This window comes from Ideonella azotifigens, assembly GCF_006519715.1.
Classification (GTDB): domain Bacteria; phylum Pseudomonadota; class Gammaproteobacteria; order Burkholderiales; family Burkholderiaceae_C; genus Ideonella; species Ideonella azotifigens.
This window is the reverse complement of sequence record NZ_VIDT01000099.1, coordinates 1-12,243: the sequence shown is the minus strand read 5'-3', so window position 1 is coordinate 12,243 and position 12,243 is coordinate 1. Positions and strand designations below refer to the sequence as shown.

Below are 12,243 nucleotides of genomic sequence, written 5' to 3'. Positions count from 1 at the left end.
CTTCAGGCGTCCGCGGGGTGCCTCTGGCCTGCAGATATGTCAACGAACCGCACAGCACATAGTTCATTTCGAGCACGGGGCGAACGACGACATCGGGGTCCAGCTGATCGTCCTGCCTCACGATCGTGAGGTCGAACTGGTGCAGTTCCTGCGCGGGCCGATCGGATGTGTGAATTTCGACCATGACATCGGGATGCTCACGTTGGAACTCGGCCACGCAAGGCGCCAACAGGTTGACCGCGACCAGGGAGGTCGTCACGACGCGCACGCTCCCCGATATCTCTCGCGAGTGCTGCTTTGCCTGGTCCCCCGCCTCGTCGATCTCGGCGAGGATGAGGCGCAGTCTGGACAGGTAGGCGTTGCCCGCCTGCGTGAGCGCGATTTTCCGGGTCGTGCGATGCAGCAGCCGGACGCTGAGCGAGCGCTCCAAGTCCTGGATCAGCCGGGTGACCACCGCCGGCGCGAGATCCATCTTGCGAGCGGCTGCGGCAAACCCGCCCTCGTCCACCACGCATCTGAAGACGTGCATCGATTGAAGAAGATCCATCGGGACACCCTTGCGTTGGTGCGCCTTCGGTTCGCGCTGGAGGCACTGCATCGGTCAATGAGCGCACCACCTCGTGACGAGCACGAGTGGTTGGTGGCTCGCAGCCGCGGGCCCGCCGCCTGTGGCCAAGGGCGTCAGCCCAGGCCGAATGTCTTGCGAAGACTTCCATCGACGGGGCCGGCCGGCATGAAGCGGCGCAACTTGCTCAGGAGCGATGCCTCGCCCTTGGGTGTGCGACGCATCCTCCAGTTGCCGAGCGCGGCGTCGACGATGGTGGCGGCGACGCTGTCCGGCCCCGGAGCCTTCTGGACGCTTCGCACGATGGCCTTTGACACGAGGTCCCGATCACCATCGTAGGCGGAGATTCGATTCGCCGTCTGCGGCGCGTTGAGGTCCAGATTGGTCTTGGTGTAGGACGGTTCGACCAACACCACACGGACTCCAAACTTGCGAACCTCGTGATCCAGCGTTTCCGACATCCCCTCGATGGCGTGCTTGGATGCGGAATAGAGCCCCATGTAGGGAGCGGGCAGGAAGCCCAGCACGGAACTCAGGTTGATGATCCTTCCGGAGCGCTGCTGCCGCATGTGCGGCAGCACGGCCTGCGTCGTGCGCAGGGTGCCGAACACGTTGGTGTCGAACAGCGCCTGTGCCTCGGCGATCGACGTCTCTTCAACCGATCCGAGCAAGGTCCCGCCAGCATTGTTGACAAGCACGTCGATCCGCTTGGACTTGCCGACGATGACGTCGATGGCTTGCTTCACGGAGGCGTCGTCACGCACATCCATTTCCACGAACTCGACTTCAGGGATGGCCTGTGCCTTCCTGATGTCTCGAACTGAGCCAAACACCTTGCAGCCCAGCCTTGCGAACTGTTCTGCAGTAGCGCGCCCGATGCCGGATGAGACGCCGGTGACGAAAACGACTTTGGAACTTGACATGTTCTTTCTTTCAGTGGGCTGTGGTGAACCGATGCTGTCTGGTGCCCGGTACCATGTTTTACTGTACCCTTTAGTCCACTAAAGTTTATCCCAACATAACGTACTGTCAAGTACAAAAAATCGTTGCGACGTTCGACCGCTTGCAGAGTGGAGACCCGCCGCGACTGCCGCAACTGCCGCGGGCGCGGTCGAGCTCATCGTCGATGAGGCAAGGGTGGGTGAGCCTCACCTTGCCGGCCAGCGGTCGAACGAAATTGCCGCTGGCCGATGGTGAAAACGAAGGCCTGTGCGCCTTCGTCCGACGACTGGCGAATCAGCTGGTAGATCGGCTGGTAGAGGCGTTGCGCATCGATCCTCAGCCTTGCTTCGCAGCCGCCGGCATTGCCGAAACATCCATCCACATCGCCCCCCACAGGTGCCCGTCCGGGTCGGCCAGGTCGCGGCCGTACATGAAGCCCCAGTCCTGAACCGGGTTCACGTCGGCCTGCCCGCCGTGGGCGGCTGCGGCGCTGTTCATCGCATCGACGGCCTCCCGGCTGTCCAGGCTGAGCGTGAGCATCGTCGAGGCGGTGCCGGCTGGTGGGAACGGCCGCTCGGTGAAGGTCCGCCATTTGGCGTGGGTGAGCAGCATCACCTGGATGGTCTCGCTCCAGACCATGCTGGCGCCGGTGTCGTCTGTCCATTGCGGGTTCGGCTCGAATCCCAGGGCCTTGTAGAAGGCGACCGATGCCTGGAGGTTGGCAACCGGCAGGCTGACGATGATCATCTTGGTCATAGGGTTTTCCTGTGGCTTGTCTGAGGGTTGAAGTCTTCACACCTGTGGAGACTCCACCCGCACGACGATCGACGACGGCCGGAATCGACAGGCGCGGCGTGGAACGCGCTGTCGATCCCCGGTGTGCCGGATCGTCGTTCCCCTGACTGGCCCGGTCGGCCAGGCTTTGGAAAGGGCACCATGAAACTACTCCTGACTTCCGCAGGCATCAAGAACCCGAGCATTCACGGCGCGCTGCTCGAACTGCTGGGCAAACCGATCGCCGACTGCCGCGCCCTTTGCATCCCGACAGCGGGATACGGGCATCCGCGTGTCACGCCTGACATGGCCTGGCATTTCGTGGCTGGCAAGGAGCTGGACACGCCGATGTGTGAACTTGGGTGGCGGTCCATCGGGCTGCTGGAACTCACGGCGCTGCCCAGCATCGACAAGGCACGCTGGGAATCGTGGGTGCGGCAGGCGGACGTGTTGCTGGTCAATGGCGGCGACCCGATGTACCTCTGTCACTGGATGCGGCAGTCCGGGCTTGCGGACCTTCTCCCCTTGCTGCCAGAGATGGTCTGGGTGGGCCTGAGCGCGGGAAGCATGGTGATGACGCCGCGGGTCGGGGTGGACTTCGTCTCGACCAAGCCCTCCATCACCGGTGACGACATTGCGCTCGGGATGGTCGACTTCTCGATCTTTCCTCACCTGGACTACCCGAGCTTCCCGGACAACACCATGGCATGCGCGGAAAAGTGGGCGGCCAGCCTCGGCTGCCCGTCATACGCCATCGATGACCAGACTGCCCTCAAGGTGGTGGACGGCTGCGTGGAAATTGTCTCGGAAGGGCACTGGAGGTTCTTCGGCCGATGAGGGCGAGCGCTGGTGTGCTTGCCGGGGCGAATTCGCCATGTCCTGTACCCATTTCGCGACCGCCTCACAAATGCCTCGTGCGGTATGGCCGCAGTCCATCAGGCGCAGGCAAATCCTGAGTCCTGTTTTCTTCGATCTGTCGAGAGGAAATACCTCAAGTCCATTCTTCACAGGCGGGCCAGCTGCTGTGAGAACATCGGTGCGGCGCCGCCAAACCAGACATGATGCTTGTCCTGAAGTGCGCGGCATGACTGCTGTTTTAGGGAGCTGCAGTTGAACAAACTACTTGCCGCCGCGGTTGCCGGATCGGCCTGCGGGCCATCGATGTCGGACGATGACGCAGGACCCGCCGTGGCCCGCATCCTGAATGCCATCCGGACGCATTTGGGCATGGAGGTCGCTTTCGTCTCCGAAATCGTCGGGGGGCGCCGCTTCTTTCGCCATGTCGATGCGCGAAACCCGGACGGGTTTGTCCAGCCGGGCAATTCCGACCCCGTGGAAGACAGCTACTGCCAACGTGTCGTCGATGGCAGGCTGCCGGAGCTCATGACCGATGCCTGCATGAACGCCGAGGCGCTCAGCTTGCCGGCGACACGCGCGTTGCCGGTGGGCGCCCACATGAGCGTGCCCATCCGGCTTCACGACGGGCGTGTGTACGGCACGTTCTGCTGCTTCAGTCATGCGGCCAATGAAACCTTGAATGATCGCGATCTGGGCATGATGCGAGTCTTTGCCGAAATGGTCGCAGAGCAGGTCGATGCAGACTTGTCGAAGCACAAGGCGATCCAGACGATCGAGCGGCAGATCGACAGGGTTTTTGAATCGGGCGGGCTCGGGATGGTCTACCAACCGATCTACGACGTCATCGACGATCGGGTCGTCGGTTTCGAATCGCTTGCCCGCTTTTCCTCTGAGCCCTATCGCACGCCCGATGTCTGGTTTGCCGAGGCTGCCTGGGTGGGGCGGGAGCTGGAGTTGGAATCGAAGGCCATCCGCATGGCCCTGACTGCGCTCAAGGTTCTGCCTGCCGAGGTTTATGTGGCTGTGAATGCGTCGCCCGAGATGATCGTCAAGGGCCGGATCGCTGATGCGCTGCAGGATTTGCCGCTGCACCGCGTCGTCCTGGAGGTCACCGAGCACCATGCCGTCGAGCGCTACGAGGACATCGTGGCCGTGATGAGGCCGCTGCAGAAGGCCGGTTTGCGCATTGCCATTGACGATGCTGGCGCCGGCTACGCGAGCTTCAGGCACATCCTCAATCTCCAACCCCAGATCGTGAAGCTCGACACCAGCATCACCCGTTCGATCGACGCCGATCCTTCGCGACGCGCGCTGGCGGCCGCGCTGCACGGATTTGCCTTTGAAACGGGTTGCAGCATCGTTGCCGAAGGCATCGAAACGCCAGCCGAACTCGAGACACTCAAGCGCCTGGGCATCACGCGAGGCCAGGGCTTCCACCTCGGTCGCCCAATGCCAATGGCCCAAGCGCAGGCAGTGGCACATTGAGGCCTCGATGACGCCTCGCCAGGCCGCCTCGGCCGACTGGGCATGGCTGGCTGCGCGGCCGGCCAGCGCGCTGCATGCGGGCACCGGCATGCCTTGACCTGCCTGCAGGACTTCACACTGACCTCACCGAAGGTCCGCACACTCCAGCGCACAGCAACCGACACCCCAGGGCGATCATGTACCGGGGACGGCGCGCAGGAGGAATCGATGAAGGTCGTCTTGATCAACCCGCCGCACACGGCCATTGGCAGCCGGATTCCGGACGACCATTTGCCACCGCTGGGGCTGCTCTGCATCGGCGGGCCGTTGATTGACGCCGGTTTCGCGGTGGCACTGATCGATGCGGACCTGTCGGACATGCCGCTGAATCGCATCGTCGAAGAAGCGGCCAACCGAGAGCCGGATGTGGTGATGCTGGGTCATTCGGGCTCCAGCTCCGCACACGCCACCGTGGTCGCGCTGTGCGGTGCCCTCAAGCAGCGGCTGTCCGACCTCATCATCGTCTATGGCGGCGTGCATCCCACCTATCACTGGGACGAGATCCTGAGGGACAGCCCATGCATCGACATCATCGTGCGCGGAGAGGGCGAGCAAACCGTCGTTGACCTGATGCGGACGCTGAAGGCGCAGGGCGACCTGCACGCGGTGCGTGGCATTGCCTTTCGCGACCCGCAGGACTCGGCGAAGGTGGTTGAAACCCCGGCGGCCTACATGATCCGCAACCTGGACGAACATCGCATTGGCTGGGAGCTGATTGACCACAGCAGCTACTCTTACTGGGGTGGCAAGCGCGCAGTCGTCCTGCAGTTCTCACGCGGCTGCCCGTACCTGTGCAACTACTGCGGGCAGCGCGGGTACTGGACGCAGTGGCGCCACCGGGACCCGGTGAAGCTGGCCAGGGAGATCGGCAGGCTGCATCGCGAGCACGGCGTGGAGCTGATCAACTTCGCCGATGAACTGCCTACGGGTTCGCGTCGGATGTGGCGCACTTTCCTGGAGGCCTTGATTGCCGAGAACGTGCCGGTGCTGCTGGTCGGCTCCACGCGGGCAGGCGACATCGTCCGGGATGCCGATATCCTGCACCTGTACCGGCAGGCCGGGGTCATTCGCTTCCTGCTGGGCATCGAGGCCTACAGCGAAGCCACGCTCACGCAAATCCGCAAGGGCGCCAGCGTGCATGAGGACCGGCAAGCGATCCAACTGATGCGCCAGCACGGCATCATCTCGATGGCGACCTACGTCGTCGGGTTCGAGGAGGAACGTGACGTGGACCTCTGGCGTTCCCTGCGCCACCTGTTGCGCTACGACCCGGACCAGATCCAGCTGCTGTACCTGACGCCGCACCGCTGGACGCCGTTCTACAAGACCGCCGAGCACCGCCAGGTCATCCAGACCGACACCCGCCGCTGGGACTACAAGCACCAGGTGCTGGCCACTCGCCACATGCCGCCGTGGCGCCTGTTCCTCTGGTTCAAGTCCATCGAGCTGATCCTGCAGCTTCGCCCCAAGGCGTTGTACCGACTCTTGGGTCACCCCGATGCTGTCTTCCGGCAATCCATGCGCTGGTACTCGGAGATGGGGCGCCGAACTTGGCTGCGCGAAGTTTTTGAATTCATGTTCAAGACCGTTCGAGTGCGCGAGGGGCAGAGCCTGAAGACCTTCCTCGGGCCGACGCTGGAGGCGCGGGAGTACGCGCTGGAGAAGGCCAAGCCGGCCAATTCCGCCAGGCGGATCATTCCGTTGACCGAGTCTCGATAGACGCGCGCGGCGACGGAATGCGGGCTTGACGGGGCGAAGATCACGCGCCGCGAACGCGCCTTTCGGCGCCGTCCCAGACGTCGACAGGCTTTGTGCTCATCGGGCCGTCCCGCCCGCCTGAAGATGCGGCTTTGTGAAGCATGCCGGTTCGGTTGGCGATGAAGACGGCTTCGGTCCGGCTCCTGGCCGAGAGCTTGGTCAGGATCGCCGACATGGCCGCGAACGCGACCGCCACCAGGATCAGTGGGAGGTCCCGGTCCGCACGCTTGCGACGCAGCACCTCGGCGCCCGCCGGCTGACTTGCCAGGATCACCCCGGGGCGGGCGTCGGAGATGGCCGTCAGCAGTTCGTCGGCGGTCGCCGCTTCCCGCCCCAGTTTCAGCTGGGTGGACATGCGGATCATGGCGGCCAGGCCGTGTCGAACCACCGGGCTCTCGTGGACCAGATCAACAATGATCGGCTGGGACAGGTTCATCTTTCGACCTCGAGGCTTGCATGCGGGTGGACTAGCGCTTGAGCAGTGCCAGGGCCTCGTTGGCCAGGCGCTGGGTGAGTTCGCTGGCACCCATCTCGCGCCCGAGCGCAGCGGCCTGGCCTGACCACAAGGACATGAAATCGCCCGAGCCCTTTGCCTCCGCGGCGGCACGCAGCGGCGCCAGCGCGCCACCGGCCAAAGGGAAGGCTGGTGCCAGCGGCGACAGCGGACCCAGCTCACGCATCAGGCGGTTGACAATGCCGCGTGCCGGCCGGCCGGTGAAGAGATTGGTCAGCGCGGTGGTCTCGACTTGCGGGCTGTGCAAGGCCGCCCGGTGCGCGGCCGGCAGCTTGGCTTCCGGGGTGTAGAGGTAGGCCGTGCCGACCTGCACGGCGGCGGCGCCCAGCATGAAGGCTGCCGCGACGCCGCGTGCATCGGTGATGCCGCCGGTGGCGATCACCGGCAGCTTGACCGCGTCGACCACCTGCGGCACGAGCGCGAATGTGCCCAGCTGGCTGTGCACTTCGTCGTGCAGGAAGACGCCGCGATGGCCGCCGGCCTCGAAGCCCTGGGCAATGATGGCGTCCACCCCATGCGCCTCCAGCCAGCGCGCTTCCGCCACCGTCGTCGCGGAGGAGATCACCTTGGCCCCGGTGGCCTTGACGCGCGCGAGCAGATCCGGCGCGGGCAGCCCGAAGTGAAAGCTCACGACCGCCGGCCGGCATTCTTCGACCAGCGCGCACATCGCCGCGTCGAAGGGGTTGCGATTGGAGACCGGGACCGGCGCCTCGGGGTCTAGGCCCAGTTCCAGGTAGAACGGGCGCAGGTGGGCCCGCCAGGCGGCCTCGCGCGCAGCATCCGGCTGCGGTGCCTGGTGGCAGAAGAAGTTGATGTTGAACGGGCCGGTGGTCTGCGCACGGATCAGCGCGAGCTCGTTGCGCGCCTGCGCCTCGCTCAGCAGCGCGCAAGGCAAGGCGCCCAGGCCGCCCGCCTGGGTCACGGCAATCACCATCTCGTGCAGCGAGGGGCCGGCCATCGGCGCTTGCAGGATGGGCAGATCGATGCCGAACAGATCGAGAAGGCGGGTGTCGGGCCAGGCGCTCATGATGGGGACTCCGGGATTGAGTAGGCGGCGGTGTCGCCGTCGGTGATAATACCAATTGAGAGATTGATATCTTGCTATCAATCTTATTTTGAGAACATTTCATGGATCTTTCTTCGCTGGACATCTTTTGCGTCGTGGCCGACGAGCTGAGCGTCACGCGGGCGGCTGACCGTCTTCAGCGCGCGCAGTCGAACGTCACGACACGGCTGCGGCAGCTGGAAGAGCAGCTGGGCACCGCCTTGTTCTTGCGCGAAGGCAAGCGCATGACGCTAACCCCCGAAGGCCAGCTGTTCCAGACCTATGCCCAGCGCCTGCTGGCCCTTGCCGCCGAGGCCAAGGCGGCGCTGCAGCCGCAAAACCCGAAAGGCCGCCTGCGCGTCGGAACCATGGAAAGCACGGCGGCGAGCCGCCTGCCGGGCTTGCTGGCGCGATATCACAAGCGTTGGCCGGAGGTGGCGCTCGAGCTGCAGATGGCGCCTTCGGCCAGCCTGATCGAGCAGCTGCTGGGCCACCAGCTGGACTGCGCCCTCGTCGCCGACACGGCGGTGCTTGGCGTGGCGCTGGATGACAGCCTGGAGGCCCGTGCGGTGTTCCAGGAGGAACTGCTGCTGTTGCTGCCGGCCGAGCATCCCGAGGTCGACTGCGCCGGGCAACTGCAGGTCAGCAGCCTTGCAGCGCTGGAGCCGGGTTGCACCTACCGGCGGATGGCGCAGCAATGGCTGGCCGGCAAACCGGGCATGCGGGTGCTGGAGCTGGGCTCGTACCACGCCATCTTCGCCTGCGTGGCGGCGGGCACCAGCGTCGGCGTGGCGCCGCGTTCGGTGCTGGAATTGCAGCGCAAGCCTCCCGGCCTGCGCACCCAGCCGCTGGCGCAGGTCGACACCTTGCTGCTGCATCGTCGCGGCTATGTCTCGGCAGCCTTCGAGGCCCTGCAAGGCATGCTGCTCGAACGCTGACCCTGCGCCCACCGGGCCGCGCGTTCACCGACATTGCGCGGTTTCTCCAGCAGTTGCTGCCACTCGGGGTTGGCTGCCCAAGGCAGTGCGGGCTCGGTGCCTTTCCCTAAGCGCCTGGGCCGGCAGGCAGAGTACGCTCAGCTGGCCGAGACCATGATCAGCAACGGCTACTTCAATGGCGATTGCGTGCGCCTCGATGGCGCCATTCGCATGAGTCCTCGACAACGAACAACGCAAGGAGACATCCCGTGGCAGCAGAAGCATTCATCGTCGCAGCGGCGCGAACGGCGGGCGGCAGGCGCAACGGCCGCCTGTCTGGCTGGCACCCGGCGGACCTGGCAGCCCAGGTGCTGGACGCGCTGGTCGCGCGTTCGGGCATCGCCCCGGCCGCCATCGACGACGTGATCATGGGTTGCGTGGGCCAGGCCGGCCAGCAGGCTGCCAACGTGGCACGCAATGCGATCCTGTCGTCTTCGCTGCCCGAGGCTGTGCCCGGCACCACGGTGGACCGGCAGTGCGGTTCGTCGCAGCAGGCGCTGCACTTCGCGGCGCAGGCGGTGATGTCCGGCAGCATGGACGCGGTGATCGCCGCTGGCGTCGAGAGCATGAGCCGCGTGCCCATGGGTTTGCCGATGACGCTGCCGGCCAGGAACGGGCTGGGCACCTATGTCAGCGAGGCCATGCAGCGCCGCTACCCCGGCGTGGAATTCAGCCAGTTCAGCGGCGCCGAGCGCATCGCGCAGAAATACGGCCTGTCGCGCGAGGCGCTGGACGACTACGCGTACCAGAGTCACCTGCGTGCGATTGCTGCCAGCCAGGGCGGCGCGTTCGACGCCGAGGTGGTGGCCGTGGCGGCGCGCAATGCGGAGCAGGGCGACCTGGGTGAGCTGCATCGCGTGGACGAAGGCATCCGCTTCAGCGTGACGCGCGAGGGCTTCGCGGAAGTCAAGACCATCCAGCCTGACGGCGGGCTGTTGACCGCGGCCAGCGCCTCGCAGATCTGCGATGGCGCCTCGGGTGTGCTGGTGGTCAACGAGCGTGGACTGAAGGCGCTGGGTGTGAAGCCGCTGGCACGCATCCACTACATGAGCGTGATGGGGCATGACCCGGTGATCATGCTGGAAGCCCCGCTGCCGGCCACGCAGCGGGCGTTGCAGCGCGCCGGCCTGGGCATCCACGAGATTGACCTGTTCGAGGTCAACGAGGCCTTTGCCTCGGTGCCGCTGGCCTGGCTGAAGGCACTGGAGGCCGACCCGGCACGGCTCAACGTGCACGGTGGGGCGATTGCGCTGGGCCACCCGCTGGGCGCCTCGGGCACCAAGCTGATGACAACGCTGGTGCATGCGCTGCAGCGCCGCGGCGCGCGCTACGGCCTGCAGACCATGTGCGAAGGCGGCGGCCTCGCGAACGTGACCATCATCGAACGACTGTGATGGTCCAGGCATGCGCCACATGCGCAGGCCGAGCGCCACGGCGAGGAACCTGCTGCGCCGAAAAGCGCATTGCTGCCTGGGCTTTTCCAGGCATTGCCGACGCATGCCGGCGGCAGCATCCGGGGTTCCGAGGCCAGGCCTCCAGCGACAGGATTCTTCTCCATGAACTTCAGCAGCATCGGGGGTGGCGCAGGCATGTCCGCTTACATCAATGCCTTGCTTGCGAAGGCGAGCGGTGCTGCCGGCACGACGGGCAGCAGCACCGACAGCGCCAACGCTGCGGCAACGCCCGCCACGGTGGCTGCCAAGGCGGCTGCGGCCGCGTCGCTTGCCGCCGCCTCGAAAAGCTTCAAGTCCACCAGCGCGCAACAAAAGCTTGACCAGAAGCAGACCGCGCTGGCCACCGACATGCGGGCCGCGATGGCCAAGGCTGGCGTCACGTTGAGCGGCCCGGTTGCGTTTTCGGTGGACGCCAAGGGCGGGCTGACGGTGGAAGGCAGCGACAAGGACAAGGCTGCCGTGGCAGCCTTCCTCAAGGCCGATGCCAGCAAGCCGGGCTTCTCGTCGCGCCTGAGCGCGCTGTCCACCGAGGCCAGCGCGCTGTCCGCCACCATCCGGCAGAGCGCCGCGATTTCGCAGGCTGCGCGCTATGCCGGTGCCTCCGGCAATGTGATGTCGATGTACAGCTCGCTGCTGGCGCAGCAGGATGCGACACCGGCCACGTTCTCGCTGTCCGCGGCGAGCAGCTCGCTCACCTATGCGGGCGTGTTGTCGTCAAAGGCCTGAAGCAGGCCTGGCCTGAGATCAGGCAGTGAGGCGAGCCGCGGCATGGCCGGGCGGCTCGCAGGACGCAAGGAAGTTGAGGGACCGGGAGGTTCAGACCGCGAAGTCTTCCAGCGACTTGCCGCTGTTGATCGCGGCCGTCAACCAGCGCGGCTTGAGCCCGCGGCCGGACCATTCCTGGCCGGTGGCGGCGTCGCGGTACTTCGCAGCGACCTTGGCGCGGCCTTCGCTCGGCACCTTGGCGCCAGCGGGCTTGCGGCCGGCGGCAGCGATGTCGTCCACCGTCAGGCCGTATTCGGCCATCAGCGACTTGATCTTGCCGATTGCATCGGCGCGGGCGCCGGTCTGCATTTCAGTGATCTGCTTGTCCAGCGCGGCTTTTTGGGCCAGAAGTTCTTGAAGTGTGCTCATGGGCCGCGATGATAGTGCCGATGACGGGCCGGGCAGGCAGCGGCCCGCTCAGCCGCCATGGGCACGTGCTTCATGCGCGGTTTCGCAGCGCGTGCAGCGCTGGGCGGCAGGTTGCACCAGCAGCCGCGGCATGCCGATGGGTTCGCCGCAGTCGACGCAGTTGCCGAAGCGGCCTTCGGACATGCGCTGCAAGGCCTGGTCGACCTGGCGCAGCTCGAAACGGTCGCGGTCCTCATGCGCCTGCACCAGGTGGGCTTCGACCTCGACCTCGCCCAGGTCCTTTTGGTCCATGACATCCGGTGCCGCCTGCTCCCGCTGTTGTTGCCGCGCCAGATCGGCCGCCTGCACGGCCGACTGCAGTTCGCTGCGGCGGAAGCTCAGCAGTTCGCGCAGCGTCCCGAGGGAAGCGTCTGTCGACGGGTTGTCTGTTGCCTGGTTCATTGTGTTCTCCATCAGTGGGCCATCAAAACCGGCAGGGTCATCGAGTCCAGCACGGTGCGGGTGGCGCCGCCCAGCACCCATTCGCGCAGGCGGTTGTGGCCGTAGCAGCCCATGACCAGCAGGTCGGCCGAGGCATCGGCTGCCAGCGACAGCAAGGCTTCTCCCACCTGCTGCTCGGGCAGGCCGTGCACGGCCATCGGGGCGGTCACGCCGTTCAGCCGCAGCCAGCGTTCGACGGCTGCACTGCCGACCCGGTC

At 65.7% G+C, this 12,243-nt stretch carries 14 protein-coding genes and 1 pseudogene; 7 read left to right on the top strand and 8 right to left on the bottom strand.

Translation table 11 applies throughout. The annotated features are described in order from the left end of the window. From FKP22_RS09050 to FKP22_RS09040, 3 genes are all read right to left on the bottom strand, one after another. Window positions 1-547: LysR family transcriptional regulator (locus FKP22_RS09050; protein ID WP_170200819.1), on the bottom strand; the 547-nt coding region annotated here is incomplete at its 3' end. A gap of 134 nt (window positions 548-681) precedes the next feature. Then, the gene (locus FKP22_RS09045) at window positions 682-1,488 is read right to left on the bottom strand and encodes an oxidoreductase (protein WP_141287121.1); all 807 of its coding nucleotides are present in this window, start codon (window positions 1,486-1,488) and stop codon (window positions 682-684) included. Between the two features lie 355 nt (window positions 1,489-1,843). After that, window positions 1,844-2,263: a VOC family protein gene (locus tag FKP22_RS09040; protein ID WP_141287119.1), complete on the bottom strand. Its 420-nt coding sequence runs from the start codon at window positions 2,261-2,263 to the stop codon at window positions 1,844-1,846. Window positions 2,264-2,290: 27 nt separating this feature from the next. Between FKP22_RS09040 and FKP22_RS09035 the strand changes: the two genes are divergently transcribed. From FKP22_RS09035 to bchE, 3 genes are all read left to right on the top strand, one after another. Beyond that, window positions 2,291-3,118 (top strand): Type 1 glutamine amidotransferase-like domain-containing protein, encoded by an 828-nt coding sequence (locus FKP22_RS09035; RefSeq protein WP_211361349.1) that lies wholly within the window; start codon window positions 2,291-2,293, stop codon window positions 3,116-3,118. Window positions 3,119-3,469: 351 nt separating this feature from the next. Then, window positions 3,470-4,624, top strand: a complete 1,155-nt coding sequence (locus FKP22_RS09030; protein ID WP_211361348.1) for a sensor domain-containing phosphodiesterase — start codon at window positions 3,470-3,472, stop codon at window positions 4,622-4,624. 207 nt (window positions 4,625-4,831) lie between these two features. Then, window positions 4,832-6,382, top strand: coding sequence for a magnesium-protoporphyrin IX monomethyl ester anaerobic oxidative cyclase (gene bchE, locus FKP22_RS09025; RefSeq protein ID WP_141287117.1), 1,551 nt, complete (start codon window positions 4,832-4,834; stop codon window positions 6,380-6,382). Between the two features lie 40 nt (window positions 6,383-6,422). On the opposite strand, the gene FKP22_RS09020 is transcribed toward bchE, so the two are convergent. Then, window positions 6,423-6,857 carry a helix-turn-helix domain-containing protein gene (locus FKP22_RS09020; protein ID WP_141287115.1) on the bottom strand — a complete coding sequence of 145 codons (435 nt, stop codon included), beginning with the start codon at window positions 6,855-6,857 and terminating at the stop codon, window positions 6,423-6,425. 31 nt (window positions 6,858-6,888) lie between these two features. Beyond that, on the bottom strand, window positions 6,889-7,962 hold the full coding sequence (locus FKP22_RS09015; protein ID WP_141287113.1) for an NAD(P)H-dependent flavin oxidoreductase: 1,074 nt from the start codon (window positions 7,960-7,962) through the stop codon (window positions 6,889-6,891). 101 nt (window positions 7,963-8,063) lie between these two features. On the opposite strand from FKP22_RS09015, the gene FKP22_RS09010 reads away from it, so the two are divergent. The 4 genes and pseudogenes from FKP22_RS09010 to FKP22_RS08995 all read left to right on the top strand — a co-directional run bounded on the left by FKP22_RS09010 (window position 8,064) and on the right by FKP22_RS08995 (window position 11,137). Beyond that, window positions 8,064-8,918, top strand: coding sequence for a LysR family transcriptional regulator (locus FKP22_RS09010; protein WP_141287111.1), 855 nt, complete (start codon window positions 8,064-8,066; stop codon window positions 8,916-8,918). Between the two features lie 87 nt (window positions 8,919-9,005). Further along, window positions 9,006-9,140: pseudogene (locus FKP22_RS33780) on the top strand (3-hydroxy-2-methylbutyryl-CoA dehydrogenase); the annotation flags it as partial. Between the two features lie 26 nt (window positions 9,141-9,166). Further along, entirely contained in the window at window positions 9,167-10,351 is a 1,185-nt protein-coding gene (locus tag FKP22_RS09000; RefSeq protein WP_141287109.1) for an acetyl-CoA C-acetyltransferase, read from the top strand. Between the two features lie 162 nt (window positions 10,352-10,513). Then, window positions 10,514-11,137, top strand: a complete 624-nt coding sequence (locus tag FKP22_RS08995; protein WP_141287107.1) for a hypothetical protein — start codon at window positions 10,514-10,516, stop codon at window positions 11,135-11,137. Window positions 11,138-11,227: 90 nt separating this feature from the next. On the opposite strand, the gene FKP22_RS08990 is transcribed toward FKP22_RS08995, so the two are convergent. The 3 genes from FKP22_RS08990 to FKP22_RS08980 form a co-directional block, all read right to left on the bottom strand. After that, window positions 11,228-11,545, bottom strand: coding sequence for an H-NS histone family protein (locus FKP22_RS08990; RefSeq protein WP_141287105.1), 318 nt, complete (start codon window positions 11,543-11,545; stop codon window positions 11,228-11,230). Window positions 11,546-11,593: 48 nt separating this feature from the next. Next, window positions 11,594-11,986, bottom strand: coding sequence for a TraR/DksA family transcriptional regulator (locus tag FKP22_RS08985; RefSeq protein WP_141287103.1), 393 nt, complete (start codon window positions 11,984-11,986; stop codon window positions 11,594-11,596). 11 nt (window positions 11,987-11,997) lie between these two features. After that, the coding region (locus FKP22_RS08980) for a universal stress protein (RefSeq protein WP_141287101.1) at window positions 11,998-12,243 on the bottom strand (246 nt) is incomplete at its 5' end.